The 20,984-nt window shown below is 67.0% G+C and carries 17 protein-coding genes; 10 read left to right on the top strand and 7 right to left on the bottom strand.

Annotated elements, in window-relative coordinates:
• Positions 1–220: 220 nt before the first annotated feature.
• Together AC3WOB_RS28875 and pmbA are read right to left on the bottom strand one after the other, a co-directional pair.
• The gene (locus AC3WOB_RS28875; protein ID WP_492276915.1) at positions 221–1,318 is read right to left on the bottom strand and encodes a TRAP transporter substrate-binding protein; all 1,098 of its coding nucleotides are present in this window, start codon (positions 1,316–1,318) and stop codon (positions 221–223) included.
• A 172-nt stretch (positions 1,319–1,490) separates the two neighbouring features.
• The gene (gene pmbA / locus AC3WOB_RS28870) at positions 1,491–2,855 is read right to left on the bottom strand and encodes a metalloprotease PmbA (protein WP_013391405.1); all 1,365 of its coding nucleotides are present in this window, start codon (positions 2,853–2,855) and stop codon (positions 1,491–1,493) included.
• A 58-nt stretch (positions 2,856–2,913) separates the two neighbouring features.
• Between pmbA and yjgA the strand changes: the two genes are divergently transcribed.
• The 6 genes from yjgA to AC3WOB_RS28840 all read left to right on the top strand — a co-directional run bounded on the left by yjgA (position 2,914) and on the right by AC3WOB_RS28840 (position 7,861).
• Complete coding sequence (gene yjgA, locus AC3WOB_RS28865) at positions 2,914–3,465, top strand: ribosome biogenesis factor YjgA (protein WP_013391404.1); 552 nt, start codon at positions 2,914–2,916, stop codon at positions 3,463–3,465.
• 19 nt (positions 3,466–3,484) lie between these two features.
• Entirely contained in the window at positions 3,485–4,162 is a 678-nt protein-coding gene (locus AC3WOB_RS28860) for an alpha/beta hydrolase (protein WP_492276914.1), read from the top strand.
• Positions 4,163–4,502: 340 nt separating this feature from the next.
• Positions 4,503–5,507 (top strand): ABC transporter substrate-binding protein, encoded by a 1,005-nt coding sequence (locus AC3WOB_RS28855; protein ID WP_492276913.1) that lies wholly within the window; start codon positions 4,503–4,505, stop codon positions 5,505–5,507.
• On the top strand, positions 5,507–6,319 hold the full coding sequence (locus AC3WOB_RS28850) for an ABC transporter ATP-binding protein (RefSeq protein ID WP_041654829.1): 813 nt from the start codon (positions 5,507–5,509) through the stop codon (positions 6,317–6,319). Before AC3WOB_RS28855 ends, AC3WOB_RS28850 begins: the two co-directional genes overlap by 1 nt.
• 3 nt (positions 6,320–6,322) lie before the next feature.
• The gene (locus AC3WOB_RS28845) at positions 6,323–7,159 is read left to right on the top strand and encodes an ABC transporter permease (RefSeq protein ID WP_207471010.1); all 837 of its coding nucleotides are present in this window, start codon (positions 6,323–6,325) and stop codon (positions 7,157–7,159) included.
• A 9-nt stretch (positions 7,160–7,168) separates the two neighbouring features.
• The gene (locus AC3WOB_RS28840) at positions 7,169–7,861 is read left to right on the top strand and encodes an isochorismatase family protein (RefSeq protein ID WP_492276912.1); all 693 of its coding nucleotides are present in this window, start codon (positions 7,169–7,171) and stop codon (positions 7,859–7,861) included.
• Positions 7,862–7,873: 12 nt separating this feature from the next.
• On the opposite strand, the gene AC3WOB_RS28835 is transcribed toward AC3WOB_RS28840, so the two are convergent.
• On the bottom strand, positions 7,874–10,315 hold the full coding sequence (locus AC3WOB_RS28835; RefSeq protein ID WP_041652161.1) for a bifunctional acetate--CoA ligase family protein/GNAT family N-acetyltransferase: 2,442 nt from the start codon (positions 10,313–10,315) through the stop codon (positions 7,874–7,876).
• A 120-nt stretch (positions 10,316–10,435) separates the two neighbouring features.
• Here AC3WOB_RS28835 and gltX point away from each other — a divergent pair, with 120 nt between their 5' ends.
• Complete coding sequence (gene gltX / locus AC3WOB_RS28830; RefSeq protein WP_492276911.1) at positions 10,436–11,842, top strand: glutamate--tRNA ligase; 1,407 nt, start codon at positions 10,436–10,438, stop codon at positions 11,840–11,842.
• Positions 11,843–11,947: 105 nt separating this feature from the next.
• Here the strand turns inward: gltX and AC3WOB_RS28825 are convergent, their stop codons facing one another.
• From AC3WOB_RS28825 to AC3WOB_RS28815, 3 genes are all read right to left on the bottom strand, one after another.
• Positions 11,948–13,147, bottom strand: a complete 1,200-nt coding sequence (locus tag AC3WOB_RS28825) for an MFS transporter (protein WP_013391396.1) — start codon at positions 13,145–13,147, stop codon at positions 11,948–11,950.
• Between the two features lie 98 nt (positions 13,148–13,245).
• Positions 13,246–13,752, bottom strand: coding sequence for a hypothetical protein (locus AC3WOB_RS28820; RefSeq protein WP_013391395.1), 507 nt, complete (start codon positions 13,750–13,752; stop codon positions 13,246–13,248).
• A 189-nt stretch (positions 13,753–13,941) separates the two neighbouring features.
• Positions 13,942–14,841: a LysR family transcriptional regulator gene (locus AC3WOB_RS28815; RefSeq protein WP_088138264.1), complete on the bottom strand. Its 900-nt coding sequence runs from the start codon at positions 14,839–14,841 to the stop codon at positions 13,942–13,944.
• Between the two features lie 85 nt (positions 14,842–14,926).
• Between AC3WOB_RS28815 and AC3WOB_RS28810 the strand changes: the two genes are divergently transcribed.
• Together AC3WOB_RS28810 and AC3WOB_RS28805 are read left to right on the top strand one after the other, a co-directional pair.
• Positions 14,927–15,772, top strand: a complete 846-nt coding sequence (locus AC3WOB_RS28810) for an alpha/beta fold hydrolase (protein ID WP_492276910.1) — start codon at positions 14,927–14,929, stop codon at positions 15,770–15,772.
• Between the two features lie 60 nt (positions 15,773–15,832).
• Positions 15,833–16,798: a Bug family tripartite tricarboxylate transporter substrate binding protein gene (locus AC3WOB_RS28805; protein ID WP_013391392.1), complete on the top strand. Its 966-nt coding sequence runs from the start codon at positions 15,833–15,835 to the stop codon at positions 16,796–16,798.
• A 45-nt stretch (positions 16,799–16,843) separates the two neighbouring features.
• Here AC3WOB_RS28805 and AC3WOB_RS28800 read toward each other — a convergent pair whose 3' ends face one another.
• A complete protein-coding gene (locus AC3WOB_RS28800; protein ID WP_008159001.1) occupies positions 16,844–17,293 on the bottom strand; it encodes an Lrp/AsnC family transcriptional regulator in 450 nt (149 codons plus the stop codon).
• A 129-nt stretch (positions 17,294–17,422) separates the two neighbouring features.
• Between AC3WOB_RS28800 and AC3WOB_RS28795 the strand changes: the two genes are divergently transcribed.
• Positions 17,423–20,929, top strand: coding sequence for an indolepyruvate ferredoxin oxidoreductase family protein (locus tag AC3WOB_RS28795; RefSeq protein WP_492276909.1), 3,507 nt, complete (start codon positions 17,423–17,425; stop codon positions 20,927–20,929).
• Positions 20,930–20,984: the final 55 nt, after the last annotated feature.

The raw sequence follows: 20,984 nt of genomic DNA, 5'->3' as shown, positions 1-20,984 counted from the left end.
GGTATCCGGGCTGATGTAATCCTGCCGGATTGACGTCGGATGGCGCCTAAAGGCGTCATGTTTGCGCGTCAAGACCCGGGATATTACTCCTTTGTATCAGGCGGCTACTCGAACGCCATTCAACAAAAGCCTACAAACCGCCCATTTTTTTGTAAAAAACGTGTGGTTACTAGCAAAAACCCTAACACTCGCCGAATGTTATTCGGCAGGCGTAAGTGTCCTACGTTCTGGCCGATAGCGCTACGCCCAGATACTGGTCGTAGGCGCTTTCGGTCAGGCGGAACCATGGCATTTCGCTGTCGCGAAAACCCATGTAACTATCGTGCATCGCCTTGAATCTGGGGTCTTTGGCGCCCAAGTCCTTATAGACCTGCTGCGTGGCCTCGAACGCCAGGTCCATGATGGACCTCGGGAATGTCCGGATTTGGGCGCCGTTTGCGGTCAATTGGGCCAGCGCGGCCGCGTTGCGGGCGTCATAGCGGGCGATGGTGGCGGCGTGCGCGGCCTGGGCAGCGGCGTCGACCACGGCCTGGTAGTTCTTGGGGAGCGCGTTCCAGGCCTCGTCATTGATATAGAGCGACAACTGCTCGCCGGGCGCCCACCAGCCGGGTGCGTAGTAATACTTAGCAACCTTATTAAGGCCAAGCTTGTCGTCATCGTAAGGCCCCGCGCCCGCCACCGCCTGCAGACCGTCCTTCTCGAAGGCTTCCGCCAGCTTGGCCAGGTCGGCCTGCTGCGGGGCCACGCCCAGCTTGGCCAGCACGTCTGCGGCCAGGCCGCCGACGCGCATTTTCAAGTCCTTGAGGTCGCCCGCGCGCTTGATTTCCTTGGTGTACCAACCACCCATCTGGGCGCCGGTATTGCCCAGCGGAAAGTTGATGATTTTTTCGGGCTTGAAGAGTTCGCGAGTCAGCCGCAGGCCGCCGCCCTCGTTCATCCAGGCGTTCATCTGCCGGGCGTTCAGCCCGAAGGGCACGGCGGCGTCGAAGCAGAAGACGGGGTTCTTGGCGTAGTAGGCGCGGGACGACGCGTGACCGCACTCCACCTTCTTGGTGGATACCGCTTCCATCAGGTCCGCGGCGGGCACGATCTCGCCTTCGGGAAAGTGGCGGATGTTGAATTTGCCGCCAGTGGCTTCCGAGACGAACTTGCAGAAGCTTTCGCCGGCGCCGATGCGCAGATCCAGGATGCTGGGGAAGCCGGACGACAGGCGCCAGCTCAATGACGGCATGTCCTGCGCGAACGCGGGCGCGCTGACGGCGGCTCCGGTAGCGACGGCGCCGAGACCGGCGTGCTTCAAGAACGAACGTCGTTGCATCTCTTTGCTCCTTTACAGCAACACCTGGGACATCAAGCGATACCCGGCGGATATTACACGCTGATATCGGCCTGCCTGGCCACACTATCAGGTAAGGGATTGCAAAGACCGGAACGACTGCGGGGATCTCAAGGCAGCCGCGGCGCATGGCGCCGCGGCTGCATCTGGAAGATCAGGTTCCGGCAATGGCCATCTGTTCGATCAGGATCGAACCGGTGGTCTTGGTGCCGCGCGAAATCGTGTCGGCGCCTATTGCCACGATCTGCTTGAACATGTCGGCGAGATTGCCGGCAATGGTGATTTCCTGCACCGCGTGCTGGATCTGGCCGTTTTCCACCCAGTAGCCGAATGCGCCGCGCGAGTAGTCGCCGGTGACGTAGTTGACGCCCTGCCCGATCAGTTCGGTGACGAGAAAGCCCGTGCCCATCTTCTTGAGCATGGCTTCGAAGTCGTCGCCGCGGCGAGTGCGGGTGGAGCTGAACACCAGGTTGTGCGAGCCGCCGGCATTGCCGGTGGTGACCATGCCCAATTTGCGGGCGGTGTAGGAAGACAGGAAGTAGCCTTCCAGCACCCCGGCCGACACCACGTTGCGGCGACGCGTGCGCACGCCTTCGTCGTCGAAGGGCGAGCTGCCCATGGCGCCGCGGATGTGCGGGTCTTCGGTCAGGTTGATGTGATCCGGGAAGATGGGCTTGCCCAGCGCGTCCAGCAGAAAGCTGGCCTTGCGGTACAACGCGCCGCCGTTGGCGGCCTGGGTCAAGGCGCCCACCAGCCCCAGCGCCAGCGGCGCTTCGAACAGGACGGGGAACTTGCCGGTGCGGATGCGGCGGGCCGACAGGCGCGACAGCGTGCGCTCGGCGGCGTAGCGGCCGATGGCTTCGGGCGATGCCAGCTTGGCCGGATCGCGCTCGGAGCTGTACCAGTAGTCGCGCTGCATGCCGTTGCCGCGGCCGGCGATGGGCGCGACCGACAGGCTGTGGCGGGAGTACGGATAGCCGCCCAGGAAGCCGCGCGTGTTGCCCATCACGAATTGGCCTTCGTAGGTGCCCACGGTGGCGCCATCGGTATTGGTGATGCGCGCATCGACCTCGCGGGCGGCGCGCTCGGCGCGCAGCGCCAGCTCGGCCGCTTCTTCGGTGGACACGCTCCAGGCGCGGTGCAGGTCCAGGTCGGGGAATTCGGTGGCCAGCTGGTCGGCGTCGGGCAGGCCGGCGGCCGGATCGGCGGCGGTGTGGCGCGCGATATGCCAGGCGGCTTCGACCGTCTGGCGCAGCGCGGCTTCGGAAAAGTCGGAGGTGGAGGCGGAACCGCGGCTCTGGCCGGCGTAGACCGTCAGGTCCAGGGAGCGGTCGCGGGTCTGTTCGACGGTTTCGATGTCGTTCTTGCGTACGGACACCGACAGGCCCAGGCTTTCCGAGACTTCCGCCGCGGCGTCGGAGGCGCCGATCTGGCGCGCATAGGCGAGGGTTTGTTCGACGAGTTCGGAAAAACGCGCGTGATTCGCCGCCAGCGGCAAGGATGAGGAGGTTTTAACCATTGCAGTCCAATTTGCAGAGACGGTTATCATAGCCAAGTCTGTCATTGCGCAGTTTTCCATGAATTCCCATACTGAAGAAGAATCCGTCGACGACGGTTACGACGAGAACGGCTACGACCGTCCCAGCAAGTCCCAGGTCAAGCGCGAAATGCACGCCCTGCTGGACCTGGGCAAGCAGCTGATCGAACTGTCCCCCGAACGCCTCAAGCAATTGCCCCTGGCCGAGCGCCTCTATGAGGCCATCCGTACGGCGCAGCGCACCACTGGGCGCGAAGGCAAGCGGCGCCAGGTGCACTTCGTGGGCAAGTTGATGCGCGACGCACCGGCCGACGAGATCCGCACCCAGCTCGACATCTGGGAAAACGGCTCGCGCGAGGAAACCGCCGCCATGCACCGGCTGGAAACGCTGCGCGACCGCCTGCTGGACGACGACGAGGCCTTGACCAAGTTGCTCAACAGCAATCCGCAAGCCGACGTCCAGCAACTGCGCGCGCTGATCCGTGCCGCCCGCAAGGAAAAGCAGGCCAACGCCGCCCTGCTGCAAGGCCAGGAGCCGCAAAAAAAGCACTACCGCGCGCTGTTCCAGGCCCTGAAGACCCTCACCCTCTGATTTTCACCGTCCGCCGTCCATGAACGCTCCGACCGACCTGCTCGATTGCATCGAAATCGAAACCGCCCCCAATCCCACGCATGCCGTGATCTGGCTGCACGGCCTGGGCGCCGACGGCAACGATTTCGCGCCCATCGTGCCGGAGCTGGACCTGCCGGCCGGCGCTTCGGTGCGCTTCGTGTTCCCGAATGCGCCGGTGCAGCGCGTGACGATCAATAACGGCATGGCGATGCGTTCCTGGTACGACATCCTGGTCATGGACCTGGTGCGCGTCGAGGACGCCCGCGGCATCCGCGCCTCGGAAGCCGCCATCCACAAGCTGATCGCACGCGAGAACGCCCGCGGCATTCCTACTTCCAGGATCGTGCTGGCGGGCTTTTCGCAGGGCTGCGCCATGACCCTGCATACCGGCATCCGCCTGCCGGAAAAGCTGGCGGGCATGATGGGTTTGTCGGGCTACCTGCCGCTACTGGATACGGCCGAGGCCGAGCGCCACGGCGCCAACCAGGACACGCCCATCTTCCTGGCCCACGGCCAGTACGATCCGGTGGTGTCGCTGCCGCGCGCCCAGGCCTCGCTGGCCGAACTGCAGCGGCTGGGCTACGACGTGCAATGGCACACCTACCCGATGCCGCACTCGGTTTGCGCCGAGGAAGTGGCCGACATCTCGAAGTTCCTGAACCAAGTCCTGGTCTGAAGTGAAGACCATGCAGGGCCGCTCCCGGCGGCCCTGATCCCGGCGGATGGGCGCTGCGCGCCCTGCCGGTCCATCGCAGGCCCTGGCGGCCTGCGATTTCATTTTGTATACCAACTGGCATTCCAGCCTGAATTTTTAGCGGGCTGAGCTTCTCTCGTCCATAGAGAAAAACGCCAACTGCAAAATGCTTGTCGCCTCTTTGTATTGAATATAGTATTCGATCCAAGCCTTACCGGCCCGGGCAACCAGTTCGGGCTTCCCTGTTGTTGTTGTCGATCCATCCCATTGGCCGTGTTGCGCCGGGTTTCGGCGTGGCATTCAAGACGCAGGAGAAAGTCCCGTGAAATCCTTGCCATCGCCCCGTCTGGCGGCTGCGGCGCTGCTCGCGCTGCTCGCCCCCCTGGCCGCCCAGGCCGAAGCCCTCAATCCCCCCGTGAAGGTCCGCTACGAAGAAGTGGTGCGGTCCATTCTTTACGTGCCGAAATACGTGGCCCTGTCGCAGGGCTACTTCAAGGACGCCGGCCTGGACGTGTCCATGAAGACCTCGCAGGGCACGGACAAGGGCATGACCGCGCTGCTCTCCGGCAGCGCCGACATCGTGCTGATCGGCCCCGAGGCGTCCATCTACGTCCACAACAGCGAATCGCCGGTCAAGCCCAAGATCTTCGCCGGGCTGACCGCCACCGACGGCTTCTTCCTGCTGGCGCGCAAGCCGGTGGAGAAGTTCGACTGGTCCATGCTCAAGGGCAAGGAGGTCATCGGCTTCCGGCCCGGGTCCAATCCCATCGTGTTCCTGGAAACGGCGCTGCGCAAGCACGGCGTGGATCCGCAAAAGGACGTGAAGCTGCTGAACAACATCGGCATCCCGGCGCGCGCCGGGGCGTGGATGGCCGGCCAGGGCGAATACGGCATCTTTCTTGAACCCGAGGCCGGCGAACTGGTGCGCAACGGCAAGGGCTACATCGTCGCCTCGGTGGGTCATGAGGTCGGTCAGGTGGACTACACCGTATTCACGGCCACCGACAAATACATCCGCGACAACCCCAAGGTCATCCAGGCCTGGACCAATGTGGTGGCGCGGGCCGAGAAGTACGTAAAGGACACGCCCGCCGTCGCGCTGACTCCGCAGATCATGACTTACTTCCCCGGCATGGACCAGGCCGCGGTGACTGAAGCCATCGAACGCTACAAGCAATACCAGATATGGAAGACCACGCCGCTGGTGACGGCCGAGGCCATGAACCAGCTGCAGGACATGCTGATCGCCAGCGCGGTCATGAAGGACAACGCCCGCGTCAAATATGAGGACGTGGTGGTGACCGACTTCGCCAAGAAGGCCCAATGATGGGCGCCGTCATCCACAACCTGAAGCCGGATCCCGCCACCGCGAAGATCGAACTGCGCGAGGTCTGTCTTTCCTACTTCACCCAGGAAGGCGAGACCGAGGCACTGGCCAACGTGTCGTTCACGCTGGCGGCGGGCGAATTCGTCAGCCTGATCGGGCAAAGCGGCTGCGGCAAGAGCACGCTGCTGTCCCTGATCGCCGGACTGATTCCGCCCACTTCGGGCGCGGTGATGATAGACGGCCAGGCCGTGACCAAGCCCAATCCGCGTATCGGCTACATGCTGCAGCAGGACTACCTGTTCGAGTGGCGCACCATCCTGGACAACGTCATGCTGGGCGCGGAAATCCAGGGCCGCCGCGACGCGCGCAGCGAGGCGCGAGCCGTGCACCTGCTGGAAAAATGCGGGCTGGGCGCCTTCCTGTCGCACACGCCTCGTCAGCTGTCGGGCGGCATGCGGCAGCGCGCCGCGCTGGCCCGCACCCTGGTCACCGAGCCTGACGTGATCTTGCTGGACGAGCCCTTCTCCGCGCTGGATTCGCAGACGCGGCTGGCGATCTCCGATGAAGTGGTGGACATCCTGCGGCGCGAAGGCAAGACCGTGGTGCTGGTCACGCACGACATCGGCGAAGCCATTGCCATGACGGACCGCGTGATCGTGCTGTCGCGCCGGCCCGGCCGCCTGAAGAGCCAGTACCGCATCCACTATGGCGACGGGACCCGGCCGACGCCGTTCCAGGCGCGCTCGCGGCCTGAATTCAATACCTACTTCAAACAGCTGTGGGACGAGCTGGACGTCCACGTGGAGGGTTGACCCATGAACGCGCCCGTCGCCAATACCGTTCCGCTGCGCGCCGTGCGCGCGCCCAGCGAGAAGTACCTGAACTACCTGCAACGCGACCGCGCGCGGCGCAGGCATATCCGCATTGCGCAGGCCCTGCTGCTGCTGATCTTCCTGTGCGCCTGGGAAATCCTGCCGCGCATGCATATCCTCAACCCGCTGTTGACCAGCTATCCCAGCGCGCTGTGGCCGACGTTCATCGAGCTTTGGAACAACGGCCAACTGGGCAAGCACATCATGACCACGCTGAGCGCCACGCTGGTGGGCTTCGGCCTGAGCATGGCGATCGGCATCGTGGTGGCGGCGGCGCTTTGGTGGTCGGACTTCCTGTACAAGGTGCTGGACCCCTTCCTGGTGGTGGCCAACGCCATGCCCAAGATCGCCTTCGTGCCGATCTTCTACCTGTGGCTGGGATCGGACTACGCGGTGTACGGCATGGCCGTGGCGATCGCGGTGTTCGTGACCATCATGGTGATCTATGCGGGCTTTCGCGGCATAGACCTGAACAAGGTCAAGCTGGCCCATACCTTCGGCGCCAGCCGCTGGCAGGTGCTGACCAAGGTGGTGCTGCCGGGCAGCGTGCCCACGCTGATCGCGGCCGTGAAGATGAATATCGGCCTGGCGCTGGTCGGGGTGATCGTGGGCGAGTTCCAGTCTGCGGATTCCGGCCTGGGCTTTCTCATCATGAACGGCAGCCAGGTGTTCAAGCTGAACATCGTCATGACCGCCATCGCCATCCTGGCCCTGATCTCCAGCGTGATGTACCTGATCGTCTACCGCATCGAAGCCGCCATCGCGCGGCGCTACGGATAAGGAGCCGCCATGGAATTCCCGCAATGGGTGCAGGACCGCGTGATCGCCCGCCAGGGCCGCCTGCACCCCTATGACGAGCTGCCGGCCGCGCGCCTGGCGGTGGTGGTGGTGGACATGCAGCAATACTTCACGCTGCCCGGCTACCAGGGTGAATGCGCGCCGGCGCGCGAACTCATCGCGCCCATCAACCGCCTGTGCAACGCGGTGCGCGCCGCGGGCGGCACCATCGTCTGGGTGCAGACCGCGTCGGACAACGCCGACCTGTTCTGGTCGCACCACCATCGCGTGATGCTGACGCCGGAGCGCAGCGCCCGGCGCCTGGAAACGCTGCGCCGCGACGCTCCCGGCTACGCGCTGCACCCGGACCTGCATGCGCGCGACACTGACCTGCGGGTGACCAAACGCTTCTACAGCGCAATGGCGCCTGGCTCTTCCGAACTGGAGCCGCTGTTGCGCGGGCGCGGCGTGGATACGCTGCTGATCGCCGGCACGGTCACCAACGTGTGCTGCGAATCCACCGCCCGCGATGCCATGATGCGGGACTTCCGCACCATCATGGTGGACGACGCGCTGGCCGCGGTCACGCCGGCCGAGCACGAGCACGCGCTGCACGGCTGGATGCTGTTCTTCGGCGACGTGCTGTCGGTGGACGAATCGATCGCGCGGCTCAAGCCCGCCCAGACGGTCCGGAAGACCGCCTGAACGAGCCTGATATCAGGCCAGGTCCAGCCACACCCGGCGCATGGTCGGGTCTTCCGGATCCGCGTCGTTGGTGAAGCCCAGGCTGGTCATCAGCGCCAGCATGGGCCGGTTGGTCGACAGCACCAGGCCGTCGATGTACTCCAGCCCCTGCTCGCGCGCCGCATCGATCAGCGCCGTCATGAGCTGGCGGCCCAGGCCGCGCCGCTGCCAGTCGTCGCCGATCACCAGGGCGTACTCCGCTCCCCGGCCGTCCGGATTGCGCAGGTAATGCGCGAAACCCACCAGCACCTCTCGCGGATGGCCGCGGTTGGCCGGGTTCGGCACCTGCGTGGCGGCCACCAGGGCCAGCTCGCGGTGGTAGTCCACCTGCGTGTAGCGCGACACCATGCGCGGCGTCAGCTCGCGCATCATGGAGACGAAGCGCATGTAGCGCGAACGCTCGGACAGGCCGCGGATGAACTCCTGCAGCGGATCGGCGTCCTCGGGACGGATGGGGCGCAGCACCCAGGGAATTCCGTCCGCGAAGCGGCGCACCTGCACCAGCCGCGCCGGATACGGATGGATCGCCATATGCGGATAGCCGGCGGTCTGCGGCGTTGCGCAGCCCGGCTTCTCGGTCAGCGTCATGCGCAGTCCGCCGGCGCGCAGATGCGTTTCGCCGGCATATAGCGGGTCGATGTCCAGGGACTCGATGTCGGGCAGTTCCGACACCAGCTCGGACACCAGCACCACCGCCTGCTGCAAGGCCTCGGCGGCCATGTGGCCGATGCGCGGCGCCAGCACGCGACGCCACAGCCGGCTGCGCTCGATCAGCTGGCGGGCCAGGAAGCCGTTGAGCGGCGGCAGGTCGACGCCGCGGTCGGACTGGGACAACACCGCGTCGGGACCGCCCGCGCCGAAACGGATGACCGGGCCGAACTGCGGATCGCGCCGCACCCGGATCGCCATGGGGCGGGATTCCGGCTCGGCGGCCGCCACGTCCATCGGCGTGTCGCGCAGCGGCACGTAGAACAGGGCCAGCAGGCTGCGGATTTCGGAAGTATTGAGCTCGCGCCGGCACTCGGCGCGCACGCGCGCCAGGATCTCGCGCGCGGCCGTCAGGTCCGGCACGTGGGTGGCCGGTTCCGGCGGCTGCGTCTGCAGCAGCAGTTGCTGGTTGTAGTGATGGGTCGCCAGCACGCCGAAGGCGTCGGCGGCCGATTCGGGCGTGCGGAACGCCGAGGTGCCCGCGTCGTCCAGCATGCGCCGCAGCGGCCGCATGCCGGCGTCGCCCATGAAACAGGTCACCACCGGCTTTTTCGCCTTGGGCGCGATCTGCGCCAGCTCGCGCGCCACCGCCGGCATGTCCGCCAGCGCGTCGGGCGCCAACAGCACCAGCACGCCGTCCACGCCGGCGTCGTCCAGCACCGCGTCCAACATGGCGCGGATGCGCTCCGGGGTCAGCGGCGTGAAGGTGATGACGGGATTCGCCGTGGCCGCGTCCGGCTCCAGCATGGCCACCAGCGCGCGCTGGGTCGCCGGTGCGAGTTCGGCACGCAGCACGGCGGCGTCGGGGCCGATCAGGTCCATCGCCAGTTGCGGAGGCCCGCTGCCGTTGGAGATCAGCGCCACGCGCCGGCCCTTGGGGCGGCGCGTATAGCCCAGCACCTTGACCGCCGAGAACAGCTGCACGAAGTAGCGCACGCGGACCGCGCCTGCGCGGCGCAGGGCCGCGTCGAAGATGGCGTCGGCGCTATCGGTGTCGGCGCGCCCCGCCTTCAGCACGATCACGGGCTTGACCGAGGCCGCGGCGCGCAAGGTGCTCATGAATTCGCGGGCCGGGCCCACGTCTTCCAGATAGAGCACGATGCTGTCCGTGCGCGGATCGCTGGCCAGGTAGTCCAGCACCTTGGACAGGCCCACCACCGCCTCGTCGCCCAGCGACACGGCGGTGGAAAAGCCGATGTGCACGTCCTCGGCCCAATCCATGACCGCGGCCATGATGGAGCGCGACTGCGCCAGCAGCGCCACGCGGCCGGCGCGCGCCAGCACCGGGTGCTGGCTCAGGTTCAGGCCGGCGTGCGGCCGCTGGGCGCCGAAAGAGCGCGGACCCAGCAGTTCGCAGCGGTTTTCCTCGGCCCAGGCGCGGCACAGCGCCAGCGTGCCGCGCGGATAGGGATCCGGGAGTTCATGCGGCAGCAAGATCACCGAACGCGGCGCCAGGGGCGACAGCCGCCGCAGCGTTTCCGGCAGGACCGCCGGCGACACGCAAACCAGGGCCAGATCAGGCCGCTCGCCCGGGGCCAGGCCTTGCAGCGTGTCCGGCAGATCCGGCGCGGCGCCGACTTCGCAGGCAACCACCGTGGTCTTGCCCTTGAGCGTGGGCGGCAGCGAAGCCGCCGCCGGCAGCGGCCGGTCAGCGACGATCACCAGCGAGGCGGGCTCGAACATCGGGGCGAGAGCGTGTCGCAACATGGTGTTAGCAGGCCCTAATCTAAAATACCCTTCATCGTAACAAGACAACCCCGCCCTACGTTTGACATGGGCCCAGCCTGACGCCGATTTGTGGCGCCGCAGCCGCTATCATTGCCACCTATGACTTCCAACGCCTCTACCCCCATTCGTACCCGTTTCGCGCCTTCGCCCACGGGTTTCCTGCATCTGGGCGGCGCACGCACCGCGCTGTTCTCCTGGGCCTTCGCGCGCCACCATCAGGGCACCTTCGTGCTGCGCATCGAAGACACGGACGTCGAACGCTCCACGCCGGAAGCGGTGCAGGCCATCCTGGACAGCATGGACTGGCTGGGCATGCAGCCCGATGAAGGCCCCTTCTATCAGATGCAGCGCATGGACCGCTACCGCGAAGTGGTCGCGCAGATGCTGGCCGCCGGCACCGCCTACCACTGCTACAGCTCGCCCGAGGAAGTGGAAGCCATGCGCGAAGCCGCCCGCGCACGCGGCGACAAGCCGCGCTACGACGGCACCTGGCGTCCCGAGCCCGGCAAGACCCTGCCGGCCATCCCGGAAGGCCGCAAGCCCGTGGTGCGCTTCAAGAACCCGCAGGAAGGCGCGACCTCCTGGAACGACATGGTCAAGGGCACGATCAGCTTCGACAACACCGAACTCGACGACCTGATCATCGCGCGCCCGGACGGCACGCCCACCTACAACTTCTGCGTCGTGGTCGACGACTGGGACATGGGCATCACCCATGTGCTGCGCGGCGATGACCACGTCAACAACACCCCGCGCCAGATCAACATCCTGCGCGCGCTGGGCGCCGCCCTGCCCGAGTACGGCCACGTGCCCATGATCCTGGGCCCGGACGGCGAAAAGCTGTCCAAGCGCCACGGCGCCGTCAACGTCATGGAGTACGACAACGAGGGCTATCTGCCCGAGGCCATGGTCAACTACCTGGCGCGCCTGGGCTGGAGCCACGGCGACGACGAACTCTTCTCGCGCGAACAGCTGGTGTCGTGGTTCGACACCAAGCACCTGTCCAAGTCGGCCTCGCAGTGGGATCCGAAGAAGCTGAACTGGGTTAACGCCCACTACATCAAGCAGATGGACAACGCCGAACTGGCCGAGCGCGTGGCGCCGCGCGTGGCGAACCGCGGCGGCCATCCGGAAAAGATCGACCTGCCGGGCGTCATGGGCCTGTTGAAGGACCGCGCCGAAACGCTGGAGCAACTGGCCGACGGCGCCATGCTGTTCTGCGCCGAGTTCAAGGGCGCGCCCGCCGAGCTGGCCGAGCAGCACCTGACCGCCCCCGCGCGCGAAGCGCTGGCCGACTTTGCCCAGCGCGCCCAGGACACGGACTGGACTCGCGAAGCCCTGTCCGCCCTGATCAAGGCCGTGCTGGCCGACCGCGGCATGAAGATGCCGCAACTGGCCATCCCGCTGCGCGTGGCCGTCACCGGCCAGACCCAGACCCCGGCAGTGGACGCGGTGCTGGCCCTTCTGGGCAAGCAGACGGTGCTCAAGCGCCTGGCAGCGATCTAAACGCATCTGCCGAAAACACCGCGGGCCTTGCTCATTCCAGGATGAGCAAGGCCCGCGGTGTTTTCAGCCTGCCTGCCTGTTTGCCTGTTTGCTTGCGACAGCCCCTCAGGCCTGCTGAATCGCCGCGCGCGCCTTCAACGCACGCGCGAAGAACGCCCCCAGCAGCGGCAGCAGCGCCGCCGAACCGCCGAACAGCGCGCCCGGTCCGATCTCGTCGACCACCGCGCCCGCCAGCGCCACGCCAGCCGCCTGCCCCATGAACAGGCAGGACGCGAACCAGGCCACCGCCGTGCCGCGTGCCGAGGGCACCATCTGGGTTGCGTTGGTCTGCAACGTGGCGTGCAGCAAGTAATAGCCGAAGCCCGCCAACACGCTGGCCAGCAAGCTCCACATCCAGACCGGCCCCAGCAGATAGGACAGGAACGCCACGCCCAGCACCAGCCCGCCGGCGATCGCCAGGCCGCGTTCGCCCAGGCGCTTCAGGATGCGGCCGGCCACCACCGTATAGATCAGGCCGCCCACGGCGTACACGGCCACCAACGCGCCCGCGGCGGTCAAGGAAATATCGAAGCGTTCATGCAGATAGGAAGGCGCGAAGGCCAGGGCGCCGAAGACCAGCAACCCTTCGACGAACACGGTCGCCAGCACGATGCGGGCCCAGGGCGTGCCCAGCACCAGCCGCGCCTGCGCCACGAAACCCTGGCGCACCGCGCCCGGGTCCACCCGGCCCAGGCCCGAGACCTGCTGGCGCCGCACTTCCAGCAATAGCAGCACGCCCACTATCAGGTAGCCGCCGACCAGCGCAGCGAACGCCCAGCGCCAACCCACCGTGTCGGCGAACAGGCCACCAGCCAGCTGGCCGGCCGACATGCCGAGGATGGTGCCGGTCAGGAAGCGCGCCAGGGTCGCCTGGCGGCGTTCATACGGGACGTTGTCGCCGATCCAGGCCATGGACAGTGGCACGATGCCCGCCCCCGCGGCGCCGGACAGGACGCGGCAGAACACCAGCACGTCCAGCGAGCCGGCCATCACGGCGCCGGCGCTGCCCAGGGCGCAGGCAAAGGTCGCGATGCTGACGACGCGATACTTGCCGTAGCGGTCGCCCAGGGGGCCGAAAAACATCTGCAGCACGCCATAAGCCACGGCGAACGCGGTCACCGCGCGCGCGGCCTGCCCCGTGGTGGTGCCGAATTCCGCCGCGAGCTGCGGCAACATGGGATCACAGATGCGGAACGCGCTGGCGCTGACGAAGGCGGCCAAGGCAAGCAGCGCGATGGCGCGCGCTTCGGAGGAAAGGGCGGGCATGGATGACCGGCGACGGGGCGGTGGCTGAAGACCGCACCTTACCCCAGCCCGGCCATCCTGGCTTTGCCGCCGGGCAGAATGTCCGCCCGGCGCAACGCTCAGTAAGGCAGGCGGTAGCCCGCGGGCATGCGGCGCGCGGTCATGACCTGGCCGCCGTTTTTTAGCTCGCGCATCGTCAGGCGGGTCTTCTCGACCTTTTCGACGCGGTAGCGGTTCAGGTAGATAGGATCGTTGGCGTCCACGAGCTCACCGGCGGACTTGGTGGTCTGCATCGTGTAGATGCCGTCCGCCACGCTCCAGCAGCCGGTCTCGCGCAGCGCGGGACGCGTCTTGCGGCCGATCTTCAGCAGGGATTCGTAGGCCATGGTGCCGTCGGGGGACAGCACGATCAGCGATTGCAGATCGCCGCTGACGTCGCGCGGGCGGGTGTTCGACAGCCACGTGCCTATCATCGGATCGCCGGCCTTGGCGGGCACGCAGGCCACCGGCTTGGGCGGTTCCGCGGGCTGGGCCTCGGTGATGGTGGCGGGTTTCCTGGCGGCGCAACCGGCCAGGATCAGAACGGCGCAGGCGATGCCCGCCGTACGCAAATACACACTGCTCATGACTTCCTCAACACGTCTGTCGACGCGCCGCGCCGATCATCCCGGCACATCCCTCGCGCAGCAAACATCACGCACTCTAAAGAGCCGTTTGCGAAGAATCAACGGCGATCCGCAGCGCGTGCAATTGCGCAACAGTCGCCCCCGGAATTGGCCTGTTTTATGGCCGTAAATCGCAAAAATGCGTTGGTTTCAAGCGACAGTGCGGCCGCGTTTCGCCGCCTTCGCGCGCAGCATTTCCTCCATGCGCGCGGCGGCCGGAGACAGGCTGCGGCCGGCCAGCCGGGTGATGCCCAGCTCGCGCTCGATGCGCGGGCCGGACAGCGGCACAAAGGCCAGGCCGCGCGAGTCCGGCGGCACGCCCAGCCGCGCCAACACCGTGACGCCGACGCCGCGTTCCAGCATGGCCAGCAGCGACATCATGTTGGACACGAAGACCTGCCGGTCCAGCATGAAGGCCGCCTGCGGATAGCCGGCAAGCTGGCGGTGCGCGATGGTGCCGACCAGGGGCAGATCCTCGATCTCGCGCCAGGTCACCGACTTGCGCCTGGCCAGCGGGTGGCCGCGATGGCACACCAGGCCGAAAGCGTCGCGCAGCAAGGGCTCGAACGACAGCCGCCGATCCTGCGACACCGGACTGCATACGCCCAGCTCCGCCTCGCCCGCCAGCACCATGCGCTCTACGCCCTCCGAGTTGTCGTCGAACAGGCGCAGCGCCACCGCCGGATAGCGCTCGCGGTACACAGCTACCAGTTCCGGCAGCCAATGCGTGGCCACGGTAGCCACCGACGCCATGGTCAAGGTGCCGGCCTCGTTACTGGCCAGTCCCGACAGCGCCCCCGCCACGCGGTCGTGGTGCTGCACCAACTCGCGCGCCAGCGGCAGGCAGTCCTGCCCGAAACGCGTGAGCGTGCCACGGTTGCCCGGCTCGAACAGCGGCTGCCCCAGGCGCTGTTCCATTTCGCGGATGGACAGCGACAACGCCGGCTGCGAGCGGAAGGCCCGGGCTGCCGCCGCGCGGAAACTGCGCAGCTCGGCCACCAGCAGGAAGTGGCGATAGTGCGTGATGGAAATCTCAGGCAAGGGGCGCATGGCTGGCATCGATTAGTCAAACTTATCCAATCATATGAAAAATAAAGTTTTCTGATCGAATCGCCCCACCTAAGATGACCGCACCATGAATGCCGACTCCTTGCTGTTCCCACCGCCCGCCTGCACCGACCCGCTGGATTTCAGCCTGATCGACCGGCTGCCCGACCGCCCCGCCGGCCAGGGCCGCCTGATCCTCGGCGCCGCCCCGCAAGACGACAGACCCGGCCTGCTGTTGGTGCCCGGCGCCTACCACGGCGCCTGGTGCTACGCGCACTACCTCGATTATTTCGCCCGCGCCGGCCTGGCCTGCGCGGCGCTGGACTTGCGCGGCCATGGCGCCCTGCCGCAAGACGATGCGTTTACGTCGGCCGGCATCGCCGACCTGGCCCAGGATGTCGTCAGCGCGCTGGACGCGCTGGCGCGCCCCACGGTCGTCGTCGGCCACAGCATGGGCGCACTGCCGGCGCTGCTGGCCGCCAGCCAGCACGCGGTGGCTGGCGTGATCCTGCTGGCGCCGTCGCCTCCCGGCGACCTGCCCGGCGCGCAAGCGCTGCCGCCCGTCCCCGAGGGCATGCTTCGCCGCGCGCCGAACGACGCTGAAATCCGCGCGCGCTTTCTGGCGACTTCGCCCGACCGCGACGTCGCGCCGGTATCGCAGCGCCTGTGCGCCGAAAGCCCGCAAGTGCTCAACGACCGCTACCTGCTGCGCGTGCCTGTCGACGCCGCCGCCATCGGCGCGCCCGGCCTGTGCCTGGAAGCCGGACTGGACACGCATGACCGCCATCCGCCCGGCCAGGACCTGGCGATCGCGCGCCGCTTCGGCTTTTCCCACGCCGTGCTTGCCGGGCAGCCGCATTGCATGATGTACGCGGACCAGTGGCAAGTCAGCGCCGCCGCCATCCTGGATTGGCACCGCGGCCAGTTCGGCTGAGCCCCGCAGATCAACCACAACAACGACAACGACGCGCAACCGCGCCATCAGGAGACAAGCATGTCCATACCCCGCTACATCCGTCCGGCCCTGATCGGCGCCGGCCTGCTGTTGGCCGCAACGGCGCACGCCGCCGGCTGGCCCGAGAAGCCCGTGACCCTTATCGTGCCGTCCGCCGCGGGCGGCGCGGCCGACCTCACCGCGCGTACCCTGGCGCAATACCTGGGCGAGAAGACCGGCCAAACCGTCGTGGTCGAAGACCGCCCCGGCGCGGGCGGCATCGTCGGCACCAACGCCGCCAAGAACGCGGCGGCGGATGGCTACACCTTCCTGCTATCCACCAATTCCACCCACTCCGCCAACCAGTTCCTGTACAAGAGCCTGCCCTACGACGCGCAGAAGGACTTCCGCCAGGTCGGCATGCTGGGCACCTTCGGCACGGTCGGCGTGGTCTCTCCCGACAGCCCGTACCGCACGGTGCCGGATCTGGTCGACTACGCCAAGAAGCATCCCGGACAGGTCTTCTTCGGCTACTACAGCTCGTCCTCGCAAGTGCCGTCCGAGCTCCTGAAGCAGCGCGCCGGCATCGAGATCACCGGCGCGGCCTACAAGAACATCACGCAGATCATCACCGACCTGCGCGGCAAGCAGATCAACTTCGCCTTCGTCGACTACCTCACCGCGATGGGCCAGATCGACGGCAAGGGGCTGGTCCCCATCGCCGTCACCGGCGCCCAGCCGCAAGCGGCCTGGCCCAGCGTGCCGACCATGACCACCTACTATCCGGATTTCGTCGTCGCCGGCTGGCTGGGCCTGTCGGCGCCGGCGGGCACGCCGCCCGAGATCGTGGAAAAGATGAACGCCCACATGCAGGCGGCGGTCAAGGACGAAGCCACCGCGAAGAAGCTGCGCGCCCTGGGCCTGACGCCGGAATCGATGGACGTGGCCCGCTTCGACGCCTTCGTGAAGGAAGACACGGCGCGCTGGAAGGAATGGATCCGGATTTCCGGCATCCAACCCCAATAAACTCGCGGCCCTCCCTATATCTATATAGAGAGGGCACCGCGGCGCCTACAGCGGCAGGCGCTGCTCGTGCTTGATTTCACGCAGCGCGACAATGGTGCGCGTCTGGCGTATGCCCGGCATGTTGAACAGGAAACGGTGCAGGAACCGGTCGTAGGCTTCCGGGCTTTCCACCAGGATCTTCAGCAGGAAGTCCGAATCCCCCGTGACCGCATAGCACTCAAGGATCTCCGGCGCGTCGCGCACCGAGCGCTCGAAGTTCTCGACCGTATTGGCAGAATGCCGCTCCAGGCTGATCTGCGCGAACATGCAGCCCAGCCCCACCTTGCTGCGGTCCACCTGGGCGCTATAGCCCTGGATCACCCCGCTGGCTTCCATCGCTTTCACCCGCCGCCACACCGGCGCGGCCGACAGGCCCACCTTCTCTGAAAGCTGCTGCGCCGAGGCCCGGCCGTCCTCCTGCAAGGCCTTGAGGATGCCGATATCGGTCTTGTCCATCGCTTAGTCTCCTGGTTTTTGTCGTACACGAAATGTTCATTGCGAATTATAGGGATAGCACGATCCAAAAACGCAATAAACCTGATGGCTCGCGAACCTATCATGGTGCCGAAACCAGGAGTATTCACCATGGACGGTACCCCCGCCGCCGAACCCCAGCTGGACCTCGAGTACCAGCTCGCCGACAACCTCACTCGCAGCTCCGGCCGCATCTTCCTGACCGGCACCCAGGCGCTGGTGCGCATCATGCTCACCCAGGCCCGGATGGACCGCGAGCGCGGCCTGAACACGGCCGGCTTCGTCTCGGGCTACCGCGGCTCGCCGCTGGGCGGCGTGGACATGGCCATGTGGAAGGCGCAGAAGGTGCTGGACGCCAACCAGATAACCTTCCTGCCCGCCATCAATGAAGACATGGCGGCCACCGCCGTCATGGGCACCCAGCAGGCCGGCGTGCGCGCCGACCGCAACGTCGATGGCGTCTACGCCATGTGGTACGGCAAGGGCCCGGGCGTGGACCGCGCCGGCGACGCGCTGCATCACGGCAACGCCGCGGGCGCATCGCGCAACGGTGGCGTGCTGGTGGTGGTGGGCGACGACCACACCGCCGTCTCGTCCTCGATCCCGCATGCCAGCGAGGCCTCGCTGATCGGCTGGCAGATGCCCATCGTGCATCCCGCCTCCATCGACGAATACGAGACTTTCGCGCTCTGGGGCTGGGCCCTGTCGCGCTACTCGGGCACCTGGGTCGCCTTCAAGGCCGTGTCTGAAACCATCGAATGCGGGCATTCCTTCGTCCCCGCCCCCGCCCAGCGCTACGACATGCCGGCGGACCCGGACATGCCGCCCGAATCGCTCGAATACTCCGCGCGCGACTTCCTGTCGCTGGCGATCGAAACGCGCATGAACCTGCGCATGAAGGCCGTGGCCGCGTTCGCGCGCCGCCACAGCATCGACCGCCTGGCCTGTCCGGCGCCCAAGGCGACCGTGGGCATCGTCACGGTCGGCAAGGCGCACCTGGACACCATGGAAGCGCTGTCGCGCCTGGGCGTGGACACCGTCACCGCCAACGCGCCGGTGCGCATCTACAAGCCCGGCCTGACCTGGCCGCTGGATAGCGAACGCCTGCTGGAGTTCGCGCGCGGCCTGTCGCACATCCTCGTGATCGAGGAAAAAGGCGCGGTGGTCGAAAGCCAGATCAAGGACCTGCTGTTCAATATGCCGGAGCGCCCCTCGGTCATCGGCAAGAAAGGCTTCGACGGCGCCGCGCTGGTGCCCTCGGCCGGCCAGTTGCGTCCTTCCCTGCTGGCGCAGCCGCTGGCCAGCTGGCTCAGCCGCGCCGCCGGCCTGCCGCTGGCGGCCGACCTGTCCGCGTTCGCCTGGCAGGCGCCGCTGTCCAACGATGCCGACGGCATGCGCCGCCGCCCCTACTTCTGTTCGGGCTGCCCGCACAGCACCTCGACCAAGGTGCCGGAAGGCAGCCAGGCGCTGTCGGGCGTGGGCTGCCACTACATGGCCGCCTGGATGGACCGCGACACCGGCGGCCTGACGCAGATGGGCGGCGAAGGCGTCGACTGGATCGGCCTGTCGCGCTACACCAAGATGCCGCACATCTTCCAGAACATGGGAGAAGGCACCTATTACCATTCCGGCTATCTCGCCATCCGCCAGGCCGTGGCCGCCAAGGCCAACATCACCTACAAGATCCTGTTCAACGACGCCACGGCCATGACGGGCGGCCAGCCCATCGACGGCCCGATCTCGGTGCCCAGCATCTGCCAGCAATTGCGCGGCGAGAACGTGACGCGCATCGTCGTCACCACGGACGAGCCCGAAAAATACCAGGGCGTGGACCTGGGCGCCGGCATCACGGTGCACCACCGCCGCGAACTGGACGCGCTGCAGCGCGAGCTGCGCGAGATCGCCGGCGTGACCGTGCTGATCCACGACCAGACCTGCGCCGCCGAAAAGCGCCGGCGCCGCAAGAAGAACCAGTTCCCCGACCCGGCACGCCGCATGCTGATCAACAGCGCCGTCTGCGAAGGCTGCGGCGACTGCGGCGTGCAGTCGAACTGCCTGTCGGTGGTGCCGCTGGAAACGCCCTATGGCCGCAAGCGCGCCATCGATCAGTCCAGCTGCAACAAGGACTATTCCTGCGCCGAAGGCTTCTGCCCCAGCTTCGTATCCGTCATGGGCGGCAAGCCCAGGAAGAGCGTGGCGCCCAAGGCCGACCAGGAACGCCTGCAAAAACTGATCGCGCAATTGCCCCTGCCCGCCATGCCCGCGCTGGACCATCCCTACCGCCTGCTGGTGGCAGGCATGGGCGGCACCGGCGTCATCACCATCGGCGCCATCGTGTCGATGGCCGCGCACCTGGAAGGCCTGTCCGCCGCCGTGCTCGACCTGACCGGCCTGGCGCAGAAAGGCGGCACGGTGGTCAGCCACATCCGCCTGGCGCCTGCCGGCGCGCCGGCAGGCCCGGTGCGCCTGGACTGGCAACAGGCCGACGCCGCGATCCTGTGCGACCCGGTCGCCTCCGTGGCGCCGGATTCGCTAGGCGCGCTGCGCCGCGGCCATACCCAGGTCACGGTCAACAGCTACGTCGCGCCGGTCTCCGATTTCACCCGCAACCCGGACGCCGCCATGCGGCCCGAAGCGCTACTGGCCAAGATCCGCCACGCGGCGGGCGAATCCAACACCGCCGCGATCGACGCGCATGAAGCGGCGCTGGCCCTGTTCGGCGACAGCATCCTGTCCAATATGTTCATGCTGGGCTATGCCTGGCAGCGCGGCGGCGTGCCACTGTCGCAAGCGGCCATCAACCGCGCCATCGAACTCAATGGCGTGGCAGTGGCCGCCAACCGGGCCGCGTTCGACAGCGGCCGCCTCGCGGCGCACCAGCCCGACGCGCTGGAAGGCGCGCTGCGGCCGCGCGCCCAGGTGGTGCAGCTGCATGTGCCCGAGTCGTTCGAGCGCGCCGTCGCCCGCCGCATCGACGACCTCACCGCCTACCAGGACGCCGGCTATGCCCGCCAGTTCCAGAACGTGGTCGAAGCCGTCGCGGCGCGCGAACGCGAACTCGCGCCCGAGGCCAAGACCCCACGCCTGGCGCTGGCGGTCGCGCGCGGCCTGTTCAAGCTCATGGCCTACAAGGACGAATACGAAGTCGCGCGGCTCTACACCGGCGAGTCGTTCCAGGCACAGCTGAAGGGCCAGTTCGAAGGCGACTACAGCCTGCGCTTCCACATGGCGCCGCCCATCTTCGCGCGCAAGGATCCGCGCACCGGCGTGCCGCGCAAGATGACGCTGGGTCCGCGCACCATGACCGCGCTGAAAATGCTGACGCGCCTGAAGGGCTTGCGCGGCACCTGGTTCGATCCCTTCGGCCACACCGCCGAACGCAAGATGGAACGGTCGCTGGTGCGCGAGTACCGCCAGACCATAGACCAGTTGCTCGCAGGGTTGACCCGCGACAAGCTGGCCCAAGCGGCTACAATCGCCGGCCTTGCAGAAACCATCCGCGGCTTCGGTCACGTGAAGGCTGCAAACGTCGAAAAGTATCGGACGGAGTTAGGCCGCTTGATGCAAACCTATACGGCGCCTGCCCCGCAAGATATGCCCCTGCGGAAAACCGCATAAACATTCGCTCTGAGCGGCACCTTCCTGGGCGCGCCTTGCTGGGCGCGCCTAGTGC

It is taken from the genome of Achromobacter sp. FW305-C-30-7, from assembly GCF_058783105.1.
This window is presented reverse-complemented; position numbering and strand designations above follow the sequence as displayed.